The sequence below is a fragment of the Staphylococcus sp. HMSC071G07 genome (genome assembly GCF_001811435.1).
Lineage (GTDB): Bacteria > Bacillota > Bacilli > Staphylococcales > Staphylococcaceae > Staphylococcus > Staphylococcus pettenkoferi.
Map to the genome: position 1 here is coordinate 1 of NZ_KV804751.1, position 22,755 is coordinate 22,755.

General features: G+C 37.7%; 19 protein-coding genes and 2 pseudogenes. 3 read left to right on the plus strand and 18 right to left on the minus strand.

The window, feature by feature from the left end; all coding sequences use genetic code 11:
• Positions 1-593: 593 nt before the first annotated feature.
• From HMPREF2802_RS02115 to HMPREF2802_RS02140, 6 genes are all read right to left on the minus strand, one after another.
• Positions 594-1,664: an Mrp/NBP35 family ATP-binding protein gene (locus HMPREF2802_RS02115; RefSeq protein ID WP_002471251.1), complete on the minus strand. Its 1,071-nt coding sequence runs from the start codon at positions 1,662-1,664 to the stop codon at positions 594-596.
• 147 nt (positions 1,665-1,811) lie between these two features.
• Positions 1,812-2,267, minus strand: coding sequence for a SepA family multidrug efflux transporter (locus HMPREF2802_RS02120; protein ID WP_070502615.1), 456 nt, complete (start codon positions 2,265-2,267; stop codon positions 1,812-1,814).
• An 80-nt stretch (positions 2,268-2,347) separates the two neighbouring features.
• The gene (gene sdrM / locus HMPREF2802_RS02125; protein WP_070502616.1) at positions 2,348-3,685 is read right to left on the minus strand and encodes a multidrug efflux MFS transporter SdrM; all 1,338 of its coding nucleotides are present in this window, start codon (positions 3,683-3,685) and stop codon (positions 2,348-2,350) included.
• 107 nt (positions 3,686-3,792) lie between these two features.
• On the minus strand, positions 3,793-4,476 hold the full coding sequence (locus tag HMPREF2802_RS02130) for a PAQR family membrane homeostasis protein TrhA (RefSeq protein WP_049412559.1): 684 nt from the start codon (positions 4,474-4,476) through the stop codon (positions 3,793-3,795).
• A gap of 18 nt (positions 4,477-4,494) precedes the next feature.
• Positions 4,495-5,706: a UTP--glucose-1-phosphate uridylyltransferase gene (locus HMPREF2802_RS02135; RefSeq protein ID WP_070502617.1), complete on the minus strand. Its 1,212-nt coding sequence runs from the start codon at positions 5,704-5,706 to the stop codon at positions 4,495-4,497.
• 53 nt (positions 5,707-5,759) lie between these two features.
• Entirely contained in the window at positions 5,760-6,266 is a 507-nt protein-coding gene (locus HMPREF2802_RS02140; RefSeq protein ID WP_002471287.1) for a metal-dependent hydrolase, read from the minus strand.
• A 282-nt stretch (positions 6,267-6,548) separates the two neighbouring features.
• Between HMPREF2802_RS02140 and HMPREF2802_RS02145 the strand changes: the two genes are divergently transcribed.
• Together HMPREF2802_RS02145 and HMPREF2802_RS02150 are read left to right on the plus strand one after the other, a co-directional pair.
• On the plus strand, positions 6,549-6,809 hold the full coding sequence (locus tag HMPREF2802_RS02145) for a SunI/YnzG family protein (RefSeq protein ID WP_002471374.1): 261 nt from the start codon (positions 6,549-6,551) through the stop codon (positions 6,807-6,809).
• Between the two features lie 99 nt (positions 6,810-6,908).
• Positions 6,909-7,217 (plus strand): heme oxygenase, encoded by a 309-nt coding sequence (locus tag HMPREF2802_RS02150; RefSeq protein WP_070502618.1) that lies wholly within the window; start codon positions 6,909-6,911, stop codon positions 7,215-7,217.
• A gap of 193 nt (positions 7,218-7,410) precedes the next feature.
• Here the strand turns inward: HMPREF2802_RS02150 and HMPREF2802_RS02155 are convergent, their stop codons facing one another.
• From HMPREF2802_RS02155 to HMPREF2802_RS02165, 3 genes are all read right to left on the minus strand, one after another.
• Complete coding sequence (locus tag HMPREF2802_RS02155) at positions 7,411-8,730, minus strand: YjiH family protein (RefSeq protein WP_070502628.1); 1,320 nt, start codon at positions 8,728-8,730, stop codon at positions 7,411-7,413.
• A 551-nt stretch (positions 8,731-9,281) separates the two neighbouring features.
• Positions 9,282-10,349 carry an alanine racemase gene (locus tag HMPREF2802_RS02160; RefSeq protein ID WP_070502619.1) on the minus strand — a complete coding sequence of 356 codons (1,068 nt, stop codon included), beginning with the start codon at positions 10,347-10,349 and terminating at the stop codon, positions 9,282-9,284.
• Positions 10,337-12,109, minus strand: coding sequence for an IucA/IucC family protein (locus HMPREF2802_RS02165; protein ID WP_070502620.1), 1,773 nt, complete (start codon positions 12,107-12,109; stop codon positions 10,337-10,339). Before HMPREF2802_RS02165 ends, HMPREF2802_RS02160 begins: the two co-directional genes overlap by 13 nt.
• A gap of 344 nt (positions 12,110-12,453) precedes the next feature.
• Between HMPREF2802_RS02165 and HMPREF2802_RS02170 the strand changes: the two genes are divergently transcribed.
• Entirely contained in the window at positions 12,454-14,406 is a 1,953-nt protein-coding gene (locus HMPREF2802_RS02170) for an IucA/IucC family protein (protein WP_070502621.1), read from the plus strand.
• Between the two features lie 219 nt (positions 14,407-14,625).
• On the opposite strand, the gene HMPREF2802_RS02175 is transcribed toward HMPREF2802_RS02170, so the two are convergent.
• The 9 genes and pseudogenes from HMPREF2802_RS02175 to HMPREF2802_RS02215 form a co-directional block, all read right to left on the minus strand.
• The gene (locus HMPREF2802_RS02175) at positions 14,626-15,132 is read right to left on the minus strand and encodes an Asp23/Gls24 family envelope stress response protein (RefSeq protein ID WP_049407694.1); all 507 of its coding nucleotides are present in this window, start codon (positions 15,130-15,132) and stop codon (positions 14,626-14,628) included.
• 56 nt (positions 15,133-15,188) lie between these two features.
• Positions 15,189-15,428: a DUF2273 domain-containing protein gene (locus HMPREF2802_RS02180; protein ID WP_002471307.1), complete on the minus strand. Its 240-nt coding sequence runs from the start codon at positions 15,426-15,428 to the stop codon at positions 15,189-15,191.
• A gap of 12 nt (positions 15,429-15,440) precedes the next feature.
• Positions 15,441-15,977, minus strand: coding sequence for an alkaline shock response membrane anchor protein AmaP (gene amaP / locus HMPREF2802_RS02185; protein ID WP_002471274.1), 537 nt, complete (start codon positions 15,975-15,977; stop codon positions 15,441-15,443).
• 147 nt (positions 15,978-16,124) lie between these two features.
• On the minus strand, positions 16,125-17,705 hold the full coding sequence (locus HMPREF2802_RS02190) for a BCCT family transporter (RefSeq protein ID WP_002471281.1): 1,581 nt from the start codon (positions 17,703-17,705) through the stop codon (positions 16,125-16,127).
• Between the two features lie 217 nt (positions 17,706-17,922).
• Positions 17,923-18,945: pseudogene (locus HMPREF2802_RS02195) on the minus strand (zinc-binding alcohol dehydrogenase family protein).
• 14 nt (positions 18,946-18,959) lie between these two features.
• The gene (locus HMPREF2802_RS02200; RefSeq protein WP_070502622.1) at positions 18,960-19,967 is read right to left on the minus strand and encodes an NADP-dependent oxidoreductase; all 1,008 of its coding nucleotides are present in this window, start codon (positions 19,965-19,967) and stop codon (positions 18,960-18,962) included.
• A gap of 100 nt (positions 19,968-20,067) precedes the next feature.
• A complete protein-coding gene (locus tag HMPREF2802_RS02205) occupies positions 20,068-20,913 on the minus strand; it encodes an alpha/beta hydrolase (RefSeq protein WP_070502623.1) in 846 nt (281 codons plus the stop codon).
• Between the two features lie 177 nt (positions 20,914-21,090).
• Positions 21,091-22,410: pseudogene (gene lacG / locus HMPREF2802_RS02210) on the minus strand (6-phospho-beta-galactosidase); the annotation flags it as partial.
• A 62-nt stretch (positions 22,411-22,472) separates the two neighbouring features.
• Positions 22,473-22,755, minus strand: a 283-nt coding sequence (locus HMPREF2802_RS02215) for a DDE-type integrase/transposase/recombinase (protein ID WP_141746374.1), incomplete at its 5' end; no start/stop codon positions are given.

A 22,755-nucleotide genomic window follows, 5' to 3' on the forward strand; every position in this document is an offset into this window, starting at 1 on the left:
ATATTGTCATTTAGTTTTCAATGTTCATTTCGGTTGCTAACTAATGTTAACATCTGTTTAACACGCTGTCAACAAAAGTTTTCAATTTGTTTTCAAGTGATTAACATCACTTTTACAATATTAAATTATAAAATTGATTTTGACAAGTATAAGTTTTACACTTTTTTGTTACTCAACTTTATAATTTCTATGTCGTTTTTGACGACTTTTATAGAGTACCAAGAAAACAATGAAATGTCAATAAAAGATTTCAACTTTTTTATTTAGCATTTCGTTCTTCATTTCTTTCGACTCACAAGAACTAATTCTAACATTTATTTCTTATAATGCAAGAGTCTTTCTTATCTTTTATTAATAGAAATTTACAATTTACTAAGCTATTGTTCCACAATAAGGTTATACTACTATCAATCCTAAAGCTCAATTCGCTTTCTAATGCTAAATGTTTACTATCCCTCTACACTACTTTTCCACCTTTTTTTCTACCTTAATGCATTATTCCTTTCTCTAACCCTTTTATTTTTCTCGCTTAAAATAAAAAAAGACTAAGCAAGCACGATGCTCACTTAGTCCTAAACTCTCTATAAAAATTCTTATTCTTTATCTGAAGTTTTCTCAATAATACTTTGTGCCATTGATTGATAAATCTTACCTAGACGGTCATCTGGTTGATAAATGGATGGCGCAAAGTCATTTGGATCCCATGATGGCTGCTCTAATGGGAGTTGACCGAGAAGTTCTGTTTTCAACTCATCGGCAAGTTTCTCGCCGCCACCTTTACCAAAGACATATTCTTTATTTCCTGTCTCTTTACTTTCGAAATAAGACATATTTTCAATAACACCTAAGATAGAGTGCTCAGTATGTTTTGCCATGGCACCTGCTCGAGCTGCAACGAACGCTGCAGTTGGATGCGGTGTAGAGACGATAATTTCTTTACTAGATGGTAACATCGTATGCACGTCTAGAGCGACGTCACCTGTTCCTGGTGGTAAGTCGAGTAATAAGTAGTCGAGTTCGCCCCATTTCACTTCTGTGAAGAAACTCGTTAACATCTTACCTAACATAGGTCCACGCCAAATAACTGGTGCATTCTCCTCTACGAAGAAGGCCATTGAGATAACTTTAACTCCGTGGCGTTCAACAGGTACGATTTCTTTACCTTCCACAGCGGGTTTGCCCTCGATACCCATCATGTCTGGTACACTGAAACCGTAAATATCTGCATCGACTAATCCTACTTTCTTACCTTCACGTGCAAGTGAGACAGCTAAGTTGACTGCTACAGTAGATTTACCTACCCCACCTTTACCAGATGCGATGGCGATAAATTCTACAGGATTGTCTTTAGATAAAAGTCCTTCGATCGTTTGAGGTTCTTCTTTCTTCTTACCTGTGTATTTCTCGACAACTTCAGGTGGAAGTTCTTCGAAACGAATTCCCACAGTCTTCGCTCCGTTATCTTTCAACGTTTGAACGACTTTCATTTGTAAGTCTAATTGAGGCTGACCTCCAAGTTGTGCCATTGCTAGTTTCACACTAACATGGTCGATCTCCTCTTTGATTGAAATATTAACGATACCATCTGTTTCCGATAATGGTACATTGATGATTGGATCTTTGATTTCCCCGACAAGTTCTTGAACTTGTTCTTTAGTTAACACGATTAGTTCCCCCTCATGCAATATCTATAACATATGTATAGTTAACAAACGTTATTTTTATATGCTTCTAGTCCTAGTATATACGTTCATTATGCTTTATAAAAAGACTTAGCTCAATAGTTTCATACTATTTTCTCGTAGTTGATGCTATTTTTTACGATTGAGATTTTCACTATCTGGATAAAAGATTTCCTTGCATAGAAACAGAAATCCTATAATGACTAAGATTACCCAAAAGTCGATGTGAATATATTGATAGTGAATGTGAATCACAAAATAGAACATAATCGTAGTCACTACATAAGAAATTAAGTGAAAAGTAATGCCTTGCAGATACTCACTTTCAGGTGCTCTTTTACGAAAATAGTCCATCAAATGTTCAACAACAAATAACGTGAAGTATCCCAATACTATATAGCTGCCGTAATAAATAGAATTGTCGATGAAGTTTTTATTAAAAGTAAAATCAGCAAGATGGAAATAAATCAGTATGCGACTTAAGCCAAACATACCGAAACCTAAAAATGCTAAAAATACTGCTCCTGATAATACAAAAATAGAGAGCATGACTAGCGTGGTCAATAAATATCTAAAATATCTCATCACTAATCACCTCTCTATTTGAGTTCTTATATAAAATTGATTTACTAAAATCGTTGTTCTAAATCTATAGTCTTTATAGGTTAATTAAAGCTATGCTCATGTCTAAAGTAAGTTGCCCATACAATAAATAGAATGACGAGCAGAATTAATGTCACAGCTAAAATATTGTAAATACTCAATGACATAAATGGCAAGCTCATCGCATATAATGCACCCATGACACTTGAACCGATAGAATTACCTAAGTTCTTAGTCAATGTGTAAAGAGACATCATCCGCTTCATATTGCTTGGGTCTGTCTCTTCTTGTGTAATAACACTATCTTTCGTATAAACAGTACCGAAGCTCACACCAGCAAGAATAAACGTCGCAGCCATAAATAGCGGTGCATGTGTACCAAAGAATAAGAGCACACTACATACAAATAAAGCTGTAAATGCTGCAAGATAAAGTCCTTTACGTGTAAGTTTTTCCTCGATTTTATGCAATGTGAAGTTCAATACAAGCCAAGCTACCGAAATAGGAAAGACTACGAAACCACTTTGTAATGGAGAGAGCCCGAGATGATCTTGCAAGTATACCGGCATATAAATATTATAACCCATGAGCATAAAGGCATAGAGAAAGTCTGTAAAGAAGACGAGTCCTATCATCTTGTTGAATTCTTTCACTGGTAAGAACGGACGCGACACTTTGCTTTCAATACGGACTAACCAAACGATAGCAACCACTGTCAAGATAATTGCAATGATCACACCGTAAATTGGCAAATGCCCCATAATTGCGAGTAAGAGTAAAAAGATAAAGCAATAGAATAATGTGAGCCCTTTAATATCTAGCTTGTTCTCCGTCGTTGTAGATTCATTCTCGAAATGGAACGTAATAGCAACAAGTATAATCGCTAAGATAGCTATAGGTATATTGACAAAGAATAACCAATGCCAAGTAGCAAATTCTAGAATCGCGCCACCTAGTAATGGACCGATAATACTAGAGATGCCCCATACACTACCTACAATTCCCATAATCTTGTAACGTAATGGTATCTCAAAGGCGAGCTTTGGAACGATTTGACCTAAGGCCATCATAACACCAGCGCCTAAACCTTGAACTAAACGTGAGATAATGAGGAATGTAAAAGTAGGGCTCATTCCTGACATGAGACTACCAATGAGGAATAATGCTACACCTATAATCGTAATATAAAGTATACGCATGCGATCTAGCAGTTCTCCTACGATGGGGTTAGCGATAACAATGGCTATGAAATAAACTGCAAACACTAATGAAATCGAGCTAGACACATTTAAGTCTTCTCTAATTGTTGGTAGACCTAAAGATACAATAGATGTCTCAATAGCTGACATGAACATGATGAGAATTAATGCAGCTACTACACCAATTGATTTCAGCTTCATAAAGCACCTCCATATGTAATATCACGTGTATAAACTTTCATATGACGCTACTCATCATCATTTCAGAATTAATGGAGTAGCGCCTATCTTAAACCTGATATATTTTATCAAATAAAGTACACGATTGCTATAAAATGAAATGCTGAAGCCAAGACGATAAATAAATGCCAAATCATATGGAAATATGGTCGATCTTTCTGAGCATAAAACCATGCACCTACCGTGTACGCTATACCCCCGAATAAGATGAAAAGCATGAATGGAATCGACGTACGTGTGACGATAACTGGAATAAATAGTAAACCTATCCACCCCATCACTAGATAGATGATTAAACTTAGTTTATGATTTACATGTTTAGCTATCGATTTGTATAGAATTCCCCATATCGTGAGCCCCCATAGCAATAGCATAACTGACCAACCTATCCAGCCACCAACCACAATCATACAAACGGGTGTATATGTACCAGCAATAGCGACATAAATCATACTGTGATCGATGATACGAAGAATGTACTTATGCGAAGAATCGTTAGCCATCGTATGATAAATGGTTGATGACAAGAACATCAGAAAGATGCTAATTACATATATCGAAACGCTAAATGATTCAAGAATTGAACCACCTATATAGCTACTAACTGCTGCATAGGGTAGAGCACACAATGTAATTAAAGCTGCTGCACCATGAGATACACTATTACCTATTTCTTCCCCAAATGATAAAGGGATAATTTCTTTAAATGCACTTCTTACCTTTTTAGACTTGCTTTTAGTCATATCTTGCATTGCATCTCCACCTTATTCTTACACTAAGCCTAGACGTTTTAAATCTTGTGTCGCAGTTTCTACACTATCTTTCCCCTCTTTATTCTTGAGAGGTGAGAATTCTTCATCACGTGGAACCTGCAATGTGATAAAGTTTGTAGCATATTTAAATATATCAAAGTAAAATAGTTCAAATTTCAAAGTTGGTTGTTTAATCACACCAAAATCTTCATCGAGCTGTTCTAATTCTTTCACAGCAAGATGATATGGTAATGGGCGATCTACCACATTATCAATAAATGCAAGTTTGAAAGCATGAATACCAATATTTGCATTGTCGAATTGATTAGCAATTTCTGGATCTAGCTCTGAATATTCTAGTACCGTGTCTTTATGATCTTTATTGACTAGTCTACCTACACTCTCACCTGATTTTGGTTGGATCGATTTCGTTGTCACGTCTTTACTATGGTGGTAAGTAAATCCAGCAAACAATGGATCTAATACTTTTACCAGCACATTGTCGACGTTATTGAGATAGATATACTCAATACCTAACTCTTGCATTTCCTCAAGATATCCGGCTTTCGCTAGCGACTTAAAGACGCCACCGTTCCCATTTGGTGTCTCTAGAATGTTATTTTCTACATCTAGAACGAGTTTACCTTCTTTAGATAAAGCAACGATATTGTCCTGTTTGAATATATGTATATAGTCTTTGTCGTAGCCAAAATAGTTCTTATCTTCAAGATATAAACGCGTTTGATTATCATTGATATCACTTGTCATGATATACCAATGTACTTTAGTTCCAGTACGTTCAGCTAGCTGAATGAGCTGACGTGCTTGAAGTTCAAATAAACTGACACCTTCAATTTCAAATGTCCCTTTAGGTCCTTTGTAGCCAAGTCGTGTGCCTTGTCCCCCTGCGAGTAAGACAACTGCAAACTTGCCGTTTTTGATTGCTTCTAAACCAATATCCTCATACTGCTTCGTTTCATCTTCAGTTAATTGAGATTTAATATCGTATTGAACTTCAGAAACGTTGGAAACATCGTTAATCATTTCTTTGTTGAGATATAACTCCTCATACATATCGTTAATCTCATCTAGATCAAGTTCGTCTACTTTGTCTTCTAAAGCTTCTTTTTCATTAGAACTCATTAATTTTTCATATTCAATTAAGTGTTCTTGTCCATGTTTCTCTAAGCTTTTCTTGTCCACTTGTACTTTCTCTCCCTTACCTATCATTCGTTAATTATGCTGCTATTTTATTAAAAGTTCTTATATCTTCAATCTTTTATTCATTTTAACATATTATAGAATACCTCTTGCCAGAACGAACTAAACAAGAGATAGACCGCTCCAATAGTCAAGGCTGTGGCTAACGCTGCATCTACAGCACCGCCTGTCTTGAAAGTCACTGGAAACTTAACATTTATCGGCAAAGGATACAACAATTTCACTCCTCGTGGTGTAAGCATATCTAATATAATATGTGAAATCATGCCTGCAATGATTGCAGATCCATAATAAATAGGTGCTTGGAAAAGATAAAGTAGTAAGCCTATAAGAGCGATAAAGCTAAGAGAGTGTGTAAAGGTTCGGTGGCCAAATAGTAGACGAATGATCCAACTAAGGAGTTTAAACTTTCTTCCAACTTTGCTACGCGTATGACAGATATCAGGAAAGATGCTACTTAACGCGGCTAAAGTCACAACTGTAATTGAGGTGAAGAGGTCTGTATCACAATAGGATACAATACTTGCACCCACTAGGATGCCACATGATAGATGTGTCTTACCTGTCATAACTGATACTCCTTTAAGATATGTTCTATTCTACCACATCTATCTCTATAATGCGAACATACTTTCGCTTTTTAGTGTGGTAAAATTTACACCCCTATATTACGTATGCGTTTCTCTAATATCGTGATAACTTTGCGCTTTAAAATTGAAATATCTACGTGTGAATAAAAGCGCTATGACGCGTCTGTGACACATTTATGATAACTACAGCCTAATGCTTGAAACCGATTGCATATTCTTTTATGATGAAATTACAAACTAATTAAAGGATGTGTTCAAGTTATGGCAATGACTGTTAAGAAAGATAATAATGAGGTTAATATTCAATGGCGCGTTGCAGATATCAAGATTCCTACTAGTGAAATCCAAAATATTTCACAAGACCAAGACATCCACGCAGTACCTAAATTAGATGCTGATAAAGTATCTCGTATCGGTTCTACTTTCGGTAAGACAAATCGCGTTATTATCGATACTAACGACCATGAATACATTATTTATACGCATAATGACCAAAAGGTTTATAACGAATTAACGAAATAAATAGAAAATCAATTTGACGCATAAATAATACTCCAGGCATCCATTATGGGTGCCTTTCTTTTTACTTTATTCAACAAACGATAGGAGGAAGACATAAGTATGTATGTTGTAACGAATAGAATTGATCTTAAAGCAGGTTATGCTGAAAAAATGGCGCCAATGTTTACTAAAAATAGTGGTATTAAAGAAATGAAAGGATTTGTACGTACAGAAGTATGGCAAATTGATAACGAAGAATCTTATGACCAACTTTACGTGAATACTTGGTGGGACACTGAAGAAGATTTCAAAGCTTGGCGTAATAGTGACGCTTTCAAGAATGCACATAGTGGTCCTAAGAAATCTGGAGAATCACCTGTTCTTAATAATGAAGTTGTGAAAGCACATGTGTTAACACAATTAGATTAAATATTTCTATGCGAAGCCCTTACAGAGTGATATTGATCTCTGTGAGGGATTTTTTAAGCTTGGCTTACTAAAATTGATAAAACCCTATATCCTAGTCTAGTTATGAAATCATTTTTTCAGTAATCCTTATCCTCCTTTTACAAAAAGAAAAAGGACAGAAACCTCAATCGATTTCTGTCCTTTGCATTTTAACTTAACTAAAATATAAATGCGCCATAAGAGAAATAATTGGCAATGCGATGATCGTTCTGATCAAGAAAATCACAAAAAGTCTAAAGATACTCACTGGAATCTTAGAACCTAGAATTACTCCGCCTACTTCTGACAGATAAATCAACTGTGTAATACTTAAAGCACCAATCGTGAATAGCGTTATCTCACTATGCGCGCCATCAATTAAGATTGACGGTAGGAACATGTCTGCAAAACCAATTAAGATAGTTTCAGAAGCATGTGTCGCTTCAGGAATTTGCAACAGTTCAAGATATGGCACGAAAGGTTTACCTATAAATTGGAATACTGATGTATAAGTTGCGATAACTGTAGCTAGCGTACCTATACTCATCACTATCGGTAAGATGACAAACCACATATCAATCACAGTCTTGAAGCCAGATTTAAAGAATTCAACAAAGTTCGGCGCTTCAATCCCAGTTTGTGTCGCTTGGTCAAAACCATGTTTTAAAGGATTCGATCCTTCTGGTAATTGTTCTTGACGTGCTTCTTCAGAAACATCTTGAGCATACTCATCAGGGATGCGATTAAGCGGCCAAATACGCGGCAGGATAAATGCACAAACGACACATGAGACGATGACTGTAAAATAGAAATAGAAGAAATGTTTCTGCATATGGACAGTTTGTGCAATAACGATTGCAAAGGTTAGCGATACTACGCTAAATGTCGTTGAAATTACTGTCGCTTCACGACGTGAATAAATCCCTTTCTCGTACTGTCTACTAGTGATCAATACACCTACTGTACCGTCACCGATAAACGAAGCCAAGTTGTCGACTGTTGATCGTCCTGGCAGAGTAAATAACGGGCGCATCACTGGTCTAAAGATGGGGCCTAACAATTCGAGTAAGCCGTATTCCATCAATAACGGAAGGAATAACGCCGCAAAGAAGAATACAGATACAAGTGTTGGCAGTAAGTCCCCAAAGACGAGACCACCAGTATCTTCTGAATAGATCATCTTAGATCCCGCTTTGAGATAAACCATCCACACGAAGACCACTGCAAGTATGCGTAAGATAAGCCATATCCAACTTACATTGAAAGCATCATTAAGCAATTGCCCTTTCTTTAATTTCTTCCGTAAAAAGGTAGAACAAATCACAGAAATGATACCTGAAAGCGTTACAATCACAACGATAAGTAATGGCATCGCTGGTCCGATCAAGTCTTTCAGTAAACTTGCTAAATATGCTACAGGCAATGAAATTTGTGATTCGCCGTCCATTTTTACAGGAATAGGGATTAGAAATAGAATAATCCCTATTAAGGACATAGTTATAAATTTGAAACGACCTTTTCGTATTTGTTTATTACTATAGTCTTTCACTTTCCATCACCTTTCCGGTGTTACCTCAATATTAACAACGAATATAATTATAACTCATTATGTATAAATATGTATAGAACTTAAGGGAAATTTGTTCTTAATATCACTCATATTTTATTTAAGTTTCATAATATATATTCAAGTATGTTACTACTGTATAGGATTATGCCTACTTATTCAATTAATGTTAAAAGACAATATCTTCTTGTCACTCAATTTTACACTTATTTAACTCTCTAACCTTAGATTTTTAAACAAACTAAAAAGGAACACAACAGGCGTCATATCGACTCGACTGTTGCATTCCTTATCTTTTACTAACGTAAGTGATCAATTTTTACGCAATACTACAGTTAACCTTGCATGTTAAAGGAAAACATGCTCTTCCAAATTTATATTGCTGTATATATATTAGACTTCCAACTCAATGTATACACCATTAATGTTACTCAAATATTCAATGTAAGACTGAACTGACTATCACTACATCAATTCACTCATCGCCGCACTCCTGAACACGCATTGACACTAAAATTTCTATTGACCGCTTCAATCCCTTTATCTTCCTCATAATTCCGCTCTAACTGATCTTGGAACATACATAAACTTAAAGCAGAATAGCCAAGACTAAAATGAATCGTATCACCTACTTGATAGAAATCTTGACCTTTTAAATCGAGCATCAATTGATCACTTGTTGCTCCAAGAATTTCAATCTGATGTGCAATAGGCTTAAGTTCATTAACCATCGTATCTAACTGACCGATATCTACAATCGCTTGAAGATATTTGTCACCTGTTTCTAAATAAATGCGTGGTTGAATTTCTAATATTTCAGCTTCCAGTGTGATGCAATCTTGATAAAGCGACGCGATACCAACATTTGTCGTTGTATCAATGCCTCTGAATAACGTTTCACCGATACGCAACTCATTGATACGCTCTAAATCGCTATACATCAGCAGTGGTAGCATACTTGAGTTGCCGCCTGAGATCACTCTGAAATGATGTCCTGTATCGGATTCCACTGCGTTAACTACTTGCGTCATCATCGCTACATCATCTTCAGTAGGAGCAATAGAGTTGAAACACATGAAATTAAATGCGATGCCAACCAAATTGATGTGACGCAGAGGGAGAATTTCTTTCACATAGTACGTCAAATCATAAGTTAGTATGCCTTCACGACCATCTTTCCAATCTACCATTAACATGATTTGATGTTTCTTACCTAAACTCGCTGCTATCTCATTCAACTCACGAATTACAGACAATTCAGTTTGGATGCTCATTTTACAAGTTTCAACCAACGTTTTATATTCACTTGTACGAGAAGGTCTCAATAATGTAAAGGTATTATCTGTATCTCGGAGAGGAGTCAGATGATTGAGTCTCGAATCAGCAAAGTGTGTGAGTCCTACTTTATTGAGCCGTTCAATCACTCGCTGGTCACTTGCGACACTTTTTAACACAGGTGTGAGGTGAATATGTTTACGCGTCAACATTTGTTGTAGCACGCGCGCATTATATTCAATTTTAGATAAATTAATATTTAGTTGCGCCATGAGTCGTCCTCCTCTCGCAACGGATTTGGCAACGTAATCGTCTCATACTGCTTGACTTGTTGCTTCATCCGCATACGCATGAGCGCTTTAACCGTAATTGTGGGGCCAAATAAGACATCTTTCAGTATTTGTGCATGAGGTGCATCGTCATCAATCGCCTCTTGCACCTGTTCAGCAACAATACGATATAACGCTCTTTCTTCTACACCTTCGTATTGAGTGAAGTGATAAATGAGTTCACCAAACTGATTCTGAATCACTGAGTGTTGAAACTTTTGAATTACAGCTTCCATATCCTTAGCAATCAAGCTCGTATTCGTGATTTCAACATTGTGAAGCGCTTGTTGTAATGCCTCTAAGTCTAAACGCGCACCACCTAAATCTCGGATCAAAAACGTCATCTCATAGTGTGGGCCCAAGTTGACCACTGTATTCTGCATATGCACTTCGAGTGCAATCCCGTAATGCTGAATATAAGCAATGAGCGGTTTCACTAACTGACGTGCATATTCCGTGATGAAGCGTTGAATCGTTTGAGGCGTAACATCTTCCCGCAACCACTCAAGATAACTATCCACGATGACTTGTTGATCAACTGGGTTGCGATTAACGAGACTCGCCGCCACCACTGATATTCCATTTTGTGTAAAAGTCGGTTTCTCTCTCACAATACATGCAAGCTGACGCGCGCGATCATCTTCAGTGTGCGCATAAATGCCATAGGGCTCTTTCGCAATTTGCATGTGCGGAAAGCGTTGAAATAATCCTTGCAACTGATAACTCAAATGCGGGCCATCCACCGTAGTCACTGGACCGACTGTTCTGACTGCACTCGTCATTTGTATATTAACAGGTAGCTTAATATGATAAGGACGTCCCACGAGATCCATTGTACGGAAAGAGAGCGTTGCTTTACTATCGATGTTAAAAGGTGTCGGTAACAATATTTGTCGATCAATCCATTCGATGTAATCGTGCAAAATCACGTGCTCATATTGCCATGGATGAACGAAGATAACGTAATAATCATCGAGACTAAGACCTAAAGGTTCAATAAAGGCGCGTAATTTATAACGATAATCAGGAATGACTTGATTAAGTATCATTTGTGTATCCTCAACAGGAGATGTCACACCTGCATAGTCCTTATGTATGAGCATCAGTTTCAACGGTATCGTTTTTTCAAACTCCGGTGAATATGCTGCTACCTCTTCTTCTGTCAGCGGTAATTTCGTCTTTGACAGCGGATGAGTGGGATGCCCTTCAACAGCTAAACTTTCACTATAAAGCAAAGGATCAAGTTGTGAGGCATCAGCCATATGTTGCAACCAGCTAAAGAAATTAATCGCTAGCGGCAACCGTGCATATTTCAAACTGGCTTTAACCGTCGACGCTCTACTTTCCATCACGCGATATACTGAAACGAACCCATCCCTACTTGAGATGAGCTCTTTATTTAATCTTTCATCAATAGGTATATCGAAATGTTGAGTGAGAATGTCGATGAGCTGTTCAGTTGAGTCAATCTGTAGGGTTTGCTGACCTTTTGCGTAAGTAATCGCACCACTTAACTGATAACGTTTAAATGCAGCCACGCGTTCTAACTTTACTTTAAGCACGTGCGCATGAAATTGAATATCTAACTCGTCGTCCTTCTCTGTCACAATAGTCGACTCAGGGAAGATACGTTCCTTAACGAGGCTATTCATTATCCGATATTGTTCATTCTGATCAGCCTGTTTCCATAATGCGCTTGTCATACGACTCCCCCTCTCTTCATTCTCAATTATATATTATTTACCCTTTTTAATTTGCGCTTCAAACTTTTATTATTTTCTGAGTAATCGTGTGAATTGACTCATACCATTTTTTCTATGATTAAAATGCTAAAACTTAGGTTGTGACGATGGAATAATATCTCTTCTTCACTACCCTACAGTTTTTCTCTAAATGTTTGAGTCCCCTCAACTTCTGTCTTAATCGTAAAATTGTTATGATAGATGTAATAAAAGATTTCTTTTAATTGATAATTATTATCAATTACTACTGACATTAATTATACAAATATCAAATCGATTTGTAAAATAATCTTTCGAGGTGCTTTATGAAGAAAACAATAGAACATGAAGAACTTGTGATTGAATTAACCCCAACTGAATCTTTAGCATACGACTACGTAGCTCAACAATCATCAGAATGGTTAGCTTATTATGAAGCGACTATCATGACAGGCAGAGATAAAGTAACACAACGCCTCATCGCTTCAATGTATCGTGAGAATTTGGTAGACGCCTACAATCATAGTGAGCTTGTCTTAAATCACCATCTTACTCCACACTTGAGAGAACACATCAATTCAGAATATGCACTCGTTATTCATTTATCCTCTCAGCAATCCCTGCTTGCACAAGTCAGTGGTACATATGCTTACGATCGCGTGGATGTACGTGGTCCTTTTTACCTAATAAATAAAGCGCAAGTTCAACGCATAATGAGTCCACTTGAAGTACTTGAACTCATCTTGAAAGAGGATTCGAGCTATCGTACTGAAGCAAGCGAGCAATTTAAGGATGATCTTGAAAACAGTATGACGCATATGGGGTTAGGTTTAAGTTATCGTCTATGGACTAAAAAGGATAGAAATCAATCACTTCATGATGATTTGCAAGAGAGTCAAGACCCTTATTTAGCTTCAGAACAAGCAGTGATAGAGGGACACCCGTTACATCCAGGTGCTAAATTAAGAAAGGGTATGTCTGTCGCGGATACAGTGCGTTATTCTTCTGAGTTTAAACAGACGATTCCATTACACTTTTTATTAGTGAAACGTTCTCTGAGTCGCCCGAGAGCATATGATAATGACTATAATCATGCACTACTTGCTGCTTTTCCAGATTTGGAAGCACATATTGAAGAGAAATTGGGATTACATGTGCTGTCTGATTTCGTCATATTCGCCGTGCATCCTTGGCAATATCAAGAAATTGTGCAACGTGATTATCAATCTGACATTGAAGAAGGTAATATTGTTTCATTGTCTTATAGTCTGCCGTATTATGCAGGTTTGTCTTTCCGTACATTGATGCCGAAACAGCCTGATATGTACCCTCATGTGAAATTACCGACAAGTGTCCATATTACAGGGGAAATTCGTACCCTATCTGAACAGACGACATATAACGGACCTTTGATGACGCAAATTATAGGTCGAATTATTGAAGAAGACCCTTTATTTCATCAGTCAAATATCGGAATATTAGACGAGTTTGCGGGAACGCATTATTATTATCCAGAAGTTAACGACACCGTGACGTTAAGCGAACAACTCGGTACACTTTTCCGTAAAAATCTCTATGAGAAAGTAGATTTAAGTAAAGAACAACTACCTGTCATTTGTTCAAGCTTAGCAATATCAGATGTCTATGAGTCGACGCCGCTCATCATGTCGCTCATCAATCAATATAGTAGCTCGTTCGACTCTAAAGTTGCTGCAATTATTCAGTGGTTTAAGATTTACGCCCAAGCTTTATTAAATATCGCTCTCCCCCTATATGTAAAATATGGAATCGCTTTAGAAGCACATCTTCAGAATACAGTAGGCATCTTTAATAGTGCCGGTAGTCTTGCTCAGATGCTCGTTCGTGACTTCGAAGGTTTACGGATAGATCAACATCAGTTAGCAAAATATGGCTTTAATATCGAGAACTTTCATGAAAAATCACTTATACTTACTGATAAAGATCAGACAGTGTTTAATAAAGTCTTTTATTCAACATTGCAAAATCACTTAGGAGAACTCGTTACGACGATTGTTGCTCATACTGATTATGAAGATTTAGAACAAGAATTGTGGACAGTCATTCGTGAATTAATTGAGGAACGTTTAGCAAAAGTAGCAGAAACCTTGCCTGAGGACACTCAACGCTTAGAATCTATTCGAGAGCGCCTCTTTGCGCCACGCATTGACTATAAATGTGTTACGACGATGCGATTAGAAGACGAAGCCGATATTTATACATATCGCCAAGTACATAATCCACTTTCGCGCGACAACTAAACACTAGAGCCGCACTTTCTTCTAATGAGACGAAAAGTGCGATGAAATTTAAATACCAGTGCACACAAATTATAGGAGCAAGACAAAGAATTCAACTGATTTTTGTCTTGCTCCTACTTTTTACTTTGAAACTAACCCACTCAGAAAGGATTTTTATGTCGCTATCAAAAAAAGGTGAGCCCTCAGCAGACTCACCTTTCATATTATAACAACGCTAGATTATTGTAATCCTTTGTCTTCGTTGTTATTTTTTTGGTTCTTTTCGTGTTTTTGTGACCATTCTTTCTTAGTCATTACATCGTCAACTTGCATGTTCACTTCAACTACTTCTAAACCAGTGATGTAGTTGATTTGTTCTTTAACGATGTCTTGTACTTTTTTGAAGATTTTAGGTGCAGATTCACCGTATTCTAAGATAACGCGTAAATCTACTGCTGCTTGTTTTTCGCCAACTTCAACGCTAACACCTTGTGTTACGTTGTTGCCGCTACCGAATGAGTTAGAAATGTTGTCGACAAAGCCGCCTTTCATTTCTAAGATACCTTTAACTTCGCGTGCAGCAATACCAGCGATTTTTTCAACTACTTCATCAGAGAAAGTCAATTTGTTTTGGAATTGTTGCTCTTGGCTTTCCTCGCGACGTTCTTGACGTTCTTCTCTTTCTTTTTCGTTCACGCCTGATTGATTGTTGTATGCTTGTTTAGCTTTATTGTTATCTACTGCCATAATACATTCTCCTTTATTTAAAATATTTCTTTCTTATCGAATAATTCTATTTTTCTCTAACTCCATCGATTTAAAAAGTTCATAAAGTCTTGCTTTCTGTCTTTCATATACCCGATTCCTATTCCAATCAAACATAATAAAATAATTAATATTGTCTTCCAGAATCCGAGCGTTAGGAATAAAATAGCGATAATCAAGAATGCTAGGAAACCAACTACTCGCCATTTATAAGCTTTGAGGAAATCGATTACTTGCTGTAGTGAATCCTGTTCTTGTTGATTATTGTTATTAGCCATATTAACCCTCCCTTACAACACGCGTTGTCCTGCGGCTTTCTGATCTCGTACGTTAACCTCTAATTTTTTAACAGGAATTTCAGCAAAATGTTCTACGTTCTGTTTAATATCATTGCGAATCGTTTCTGTCAGTTGTTTCACTTGTACATCACCAGGCACGAAGAAATCAGCCTTCAATGTGATATATGAATTGTTCTTCTTGTTATACAACTTTGCAACTACGTTTGGCTGTCTAATTGCATCATATTTAGTGACTGTGTCATAAGCTGTCTTCTCAACAGCACGACGGGACACATAAATATGTCCATCTTCGTAGTCTTTGTATAATCCAGGTTTGCGATACGTAGGTTTAAACAAGCTAAATACAAGTATTAGACCAATAAGTATGAGGAAAGCTGATAAACCGATAAGTAATGGTTGGAACCAGTTAAATTGTAAGAAGTAATCTTGGTATTCGCTAATTCTTGAGTCATCGATGTACATGAAGAGTAAGAACCCAACGATTACTACAATCAGTAGGCCTAATATGAAATTTTTAAGTCGTTTCACCTCGTATGACACCTCCTATGCATAGATTAATTATGTTCTCTTTGTATGGTCTTAATACCCTAAATTTTTTACAGAAAACATTGTTATTAATTTTTAACAATAACGCCTTACGTCATATTTTTCTTATGAAAATATTTTATAGTCATATTATCTTTCTGACTTTGCCTCGCGCGCCTCCGCTTCTAAATCCGATTTACGATAATGTAAGACTTTGTAGTCTTCTCCAAGAATCTTCTGATGTGTCCGTGGCTTTTCATGAGACAGAGCTTTAAACAGTCCCCAAATCATAAAGATAATGACTACGGAGAATGGTAAAGCTGCGATGATGAGCAAGTTCTGGATAGACTGCGTTCCGCCAGTATAAATCATAATTATCGCAAACAATGCGAGAATGACGCCCCAGCTCACTTTAACGAACGAACTAGGATTGATATCGCCTTTAGAGCTCAACATGCCAAGTACATATGTCGCAGAATCGGCTGATGTCACGAAGAAGATCATGATCACGACGAGCGTTACGATACTGAGAATAAAGCCTAATGGGAAATGCTCTAACGTCGCAAATGTCGCTGTTTCTGTCGCTTCTTTCGCAATATTAGCGATGTGATGCTCTTGTAAGTAAATCGCTGTTGCACCAAACACCGCGAAGAATAAGAAACATACAAGGGCAGGCACGAAGAGTACGCCTAGAATAAATTCTTTAATCGTACGACCTCTTGAAACACGGGCGATAAAGATACCGACGAATGGTGCCCATGATACCCACCATGCCCAATAGAAGATGGTCCAGTTCTGCATCCATTGGAATTTCTCTCCACCGCTCTGTGGGATACGTAAACTCATATTAAAGAAGTTAGCAATGTAATTACCTAATGAATTTGTAAAGGTATTTAAGATATGCAATGTCGGACCGACGCAGAATAATACGACGAGTACGACGAATGCGAGTATCATATTGATATTACTTAAATTTTTAATCCCTTTATCAATCCCTGACCAGGCTGACCAAGTAAAGAGGATTGTCGCGATAATGATGATTACCACTTGCACACCAAAGTTTGACGGTGCGTGGAACAAGTAGTGAAGTCCTTCATTGATCTGTAAAGCACCGAAACCAAGTGTAGCTGCAACACCTGTAACCGTTGCGATAATCGCAAGTACGTCGACTGCTCCACCTAGTGGACCACGCATCAAACGTTGCCCGAACACAGGCACAAGCGTTGCACTTACGAGACCTGGATAACCTTTATGGAAGTTAAAGTAAGCAAAGACGAGTGCGACGATGCCATATACTGCCCATGCATGAATCCCCCAATGGAAAAAGGCAAATTGCATAGCATCGTTAATCGCACTTTGTGTGCCTGCTTTATGAATGGGTGTCAGTGTGAAAGCGTGACTAATTGGCTCTGCCGTTGTCCAGAATACGAGACCAATCCCCATTCCAGCACTAAATAACATGGCGAACCATGATTTAAGCGAGAACTCTGGGTCTTCCCCTTCTTCACCCAGTGTAATGGATGAGAATCTTGAGAAGAGTAAGTAAACACAAATCACTAATATCGCTAGTACAAGTAAGAGGTAATACCAACCGAAATGTACGGCGATAAAGTTAGTGATATTCTGTGTGTACTTCTCGAGTTGTTTAGGCAAGATTGCCCCATATATAACAAAGGCTGTACAAATTGCCAAAGCAACCCAGAAGACAATCGTCAATTTCTTTTTTTGCATGACCTGATACACTCCTTAGTTGAGATGTACTTCACATACCCTCTCAGACGCAGGGTAATCGAGTTTCACGGGATTTAGTGGTCTGGTAAGACTAACTTTTATTTAGGATAAAATGAATTGATAGAAACACTACATATTTACGGATAAAAAAAGAGGAGCATCCGACTTTACATGAGTCGTTGCTCCCATCTTCAGCGCTTAACTTTACTTTATATGATTACTCGTGTTCCTCTTCTAAATTAATTACAAGTTTACCAATCATTCGTTGGTCTTCTAGTATTTGATGGGCACGGTAAATATTCTCGCTCGTTAAACCATGCATGACTTGAGTCACTGTCGGTTGATAAATCCCTTGCTCAATTTTCTCAGTAATATCAGATAAATAGTCATGATGTTTGATCATATCTTCAGCTTGATGAACGACACGTGCATACATATACTCATGAGTGAATGTAATGCTTTTAGACTTTAATAAATTTAAATCTTGTTTCTCTTGAAACGCCACAATTGTCGCAATCGTACCTCTTGCTTTAACTAAATCAATCATTGTCTCGTAATACATATCGGTGTTAAATGTACAGAAAACATAATCTACTTCATCGATATCATGCTGTTTCAATTCATCTACGAGATCATTGTGATGATTCAATACGATGTCAGCACCCATATCTCTACTCTAACGTGTCGTTTCTTCACGTGAAGCCGTCGTAATCACACGCAGACCATAAGCTTTGGCAATTTGTGTGGCAATACTTCCAACGCCACCAGCACCATTGATGATTAATAGTGTTTTACCTTGATTCACTTCCGGATTAGATGAGATTTGGAATACATCAAACAATGTTTCTGAAGCAGTGAGACCTGTTAAAGGTAGACTAGCCGCTTCGTTATAGGATAAATTTTTAGGCTTATGAGCCGCGAGACGTTCATCAACAAGCTGATATGTTTGATTCGATCCTTGATAATTTGGAGAGCCTGAATAGTAGATTTCATCTCCTTCATTAAATAAAGTGACCTCATCTCCCACAGCTTGAACGACACCTACCGCATCAAACCCAAGCACTCTCGGTGTTTCTGAAGGCGTTGTTTGACGTAGTTTCGTATCCACTGGATTCACACTTATTGCTTTAACCTGGACGAGCAACTCATGTTGTTGCGGTTCTGGTATATCCCTGTCGTATTCATAGAATAAATTTCCTTCATCTAGCGTAAAAACGCGATCTGCACCTATAGCTTTCATCTTCTCACCCCTCATTAATCACGCTCAGCAACTTTAACAACTTGTTTACCGAAATTATCGCCAGTAAATAAGTTTTTGAAAGCTGCAGGAACCTTGTCAAAGCCTTCTTCAACTGAAGTTCGCACTTGAATGTCTCCATTTTTTACCCAATGTGCTAAATCTTGGGCTGCATTTGCGAAATCGTCTTGATAATTGTGAACGACGAATCCTTTCATTAAAGCTTGATTTTTAATTAAAATAGGTTGAATACGTGGGCCGTAATCAATTTCTGTATCGTTATAGTTAGAAATAGAGCCACAAACTGGAATACGTGCGAAAGTATTCAAATGTTTGAAGACTTCATCTGCAACGGTACCTCCGACATTTTCGTAATAAACATCTATTCCTTGAGGCACAGCTGCTTCCAATTGATCTGCAAAGTCGTCTGCCTTGTAATCAACAGCCGCATCAAAGCCTAACTCTTCAGTTAAGAAGTGTGTCTTCTTAGTACCGCCTGCAATACCGACGACGCGAGCACCTTTCAATTTCGCAATCTGACCTACTACTGAACCTACAGCGCCGGAAGCTGCAGAGACAACAACGGTTTCCCCTTGTTGAGGTTGACCAATCTTAAGTAAACCATGGTAAGCTGTTTGCCCTGGCATACCTAACACACTTAAGTTTAAGTAATCTGGAACATCTAATTTAGGAACTTGGCGCACTTCATCTGCAGAAGCAATCATTTCTTTACGCCATGGTAAGATACCTACAACGATATCTCCCTTACTTAATTGTTGTGAGTGTGAATCAGTTACTTGAGCCACCACATGTCCGTGAATTGGTTTGTTAAGTTCGAAAGGCTGTACGTAAGAGTCACTGTCACTCATACGGCCACGCATATAAGGGTCAACTGAGATATACAGTGCTTTCAGTTTCACTTCACCCTCTTGCGGCTTCTGAACTTCTACTTCCTCAAAGCGAAATGTTTGATCGTCTGGCATTCCTTGGGGTCTTTGTGCAAGTACAATTTGTTCTGTCTTCATAATAAACCTCCTCTTTTATTAAGAGATTTACCCGCTTCCCGTATTTAAAAAAAGTTGTCTAACAATATATCAAGCGCACGAATAGATTTAAAACCGTAACTTAATCATGTCCCCATAAGAACTGATTAATATGTTGAGCCACCTTCGCGCTATCATGTAGCTCACTATGGTCGCCTTCCTTACCAGTAATCTTTAAAGTGTCGTAGCTATCGACCACATCACCTATGATATATTCCAAAGATTGAGAAGAAACGTTACTTACACGACGATCTGAATGCGAACCATCTTCGACATCTCCATATATATTTAATACTTTGATATGTTTGTCACGGTAAATTTGTTTTAAAGGTAGAATATGTCGATAGTCAGCCGTCATTTTTGCTGGTTTACCATTCTGATCGAGGTGATTGTCATTCGCTTTATCATCCATACCCAACACGCCGTCAAACGTACCTGCAATGTTAACTTGTTTGTTTAATTTCGGTAAGTCTTTATCATTACCATGCTCGAGCATAAAGTAACTAAACGACATATTGGCCATTGAATGCATGACCATATTATAGTGATCAAATTTCTGTTGATCCTCAAGCTTCACTAAGACATTTTTAATCCATTGTGCATTTGTGTTATAATCGCCATTCTCATTGTCTTCAAGCTTGATGATGACGAGCGGATGACGATCATGCTTGGAAAGAGGGCGATCGACTTTCACATGGCCCTGAGCATCGACAGTGGTATAGATCTTGTCATGATGATGAGCTTTCGTAGCACGCTGAATCAAATATTTCGTAGAGTTTAACGTCCCACTATAACCGTGTAGATACAATGTTGGCGTAATCTCCTTAGACGTATAGGTAGGTTGCTTATGCTTATTTTTGAACAAAGCACATGCACTCATCGAAGTTGTTAAGAGGACGAGGCATAAAATCATTGCTAGCTTTTTCATATGTTGACTCCTTTAAGTGTTATCACATTTAAGTATAGACTAATTTAAAGTAATCGCGTACTTTAAAGCATGCTAACAAGTTGTAACACATTTGAAAAAATTAATCGCTATCATATCGCAAAATGCAGAGTTCGATGAAGTCATGCTACCTCACCAAACTCTGCACTTCCTTACCAATTATAGATGTTTCTGTTCTGCGACTTGCTTATACCAATATGCACTCTCTTTCGGATAGCGTTGTTGCGTGTTAAAGTCCACATAGAATAAACCATAACGTTTCTCATACCCATTCGACCATGAGAAGACATCCATCAATGACCATAGGAAATAACCTTTGACTTCAGCACCGTCACGTAGCGCATCTTGTATTGCTGATAAGTGTGATTGAATGTAATCGATACGCGCTTTATCGTGAACCGTTTGCTGTTCTGCATCAAATTCATCTTTATAACCTAGGCCATTCTCAGTAATGTAAATCTTATTATAATTAGGATAATCACGTTTAATACGCATAATTTGATCATAGAGTCCCTGAGGATAAATAATCCAATCCCAATCAGTACGTGGGATATCCACGTCAAATTCGCGCTCACCTACTCCTTTTAAAGCATAGCGAGAGCCGCCTTTCACACCTTTAGAATTATGTGTGATCATATTCTCTCCGTCGTACGCTTTCATCCAATCGCTCATGTAGTAATTGATACCTAAGAAATCGTTCTGATCTTTAGCTGCACGTAATGCCTCGAAATCCTCTTCGCGTAAATCTAAAGTCCCACCGTTTACTTCAAGAATATGATTGACACCTGCCATAGTAGCATCAGAATATTCACCCAAGTAAGTCGCATCTAAAATGAACTTATTGTGAATGATATCTTCAAGCTCTGCTGCTTTCACATCCTTAGGATCTTCAGGATTTAAAGGATATTTCGTTGGTAAAGCATGTACAATGCCTATTTCACCTTCGATATTATTGGCTCTAAAGAGATTAACTGCTTTCGCATGTGCCACCATCATATTGTGATGAGATTGGAAGAGCTTCTCGAAATCATATTGAATACCTGGTGGAAACTTACCTACTAAATATTGCCCATCTCCTATAGGTCCTATTTCGTTAAAAGTCGTCCAGTAGTTCACTTCAGTAAACTCTTTAAAGCAGAATTCTGCGTAGTTTACAAAGTGCTCCACATTCTCTCTATTGAGAAAGTCACCATTTTCATGTAAAGCTTCAGGTGTATCGAAATGATGCAACGTCACAAAAGGTTCAACATTGTGCTCGTGACATCTTTCAAACAAGCGATGATAGTATTCTACACCTTTAGGGTTCACTTCACCGTAACCTTTGGGAAAGATACGTGACCACGCAATCGAAATGCGAATACCATTAATGTTGAAACGTTCGCATAAGTCTAAGTCAATGGGATACTGATGATAGAAATCACTGGCAGGTTCAGCAATATACCAATAATTCTCTTTGAGATAATTGTCCCATGCGACACGTGGTTCTGTTGCAAAGTTAGAAAAAGTATAGCTAATCACCATTTTATCATGTCAGCGTTTGTTTAACTGTCTAACATATGACTGATTTCATGGCATGGCGAAAATCCGTAGATCTGAAGAGACCTGCGGTTCTTTTTATATAGACCGTAAATGCATTCAATACCCTTTAAAGTATTTTTGGCCGTATTGATACTTTGATATCTTGTCTTTCTTACTTTAATATGACGGTGATCTTGCTCAATGAGGTTATTCAGATATTTGGATGTGCAATGACAGTCGGGATTCAGTTTAAACGTTTTAATGACTTTAGCCATAGCTACCTTCGTTGAAGGTGCCTGATCTGTA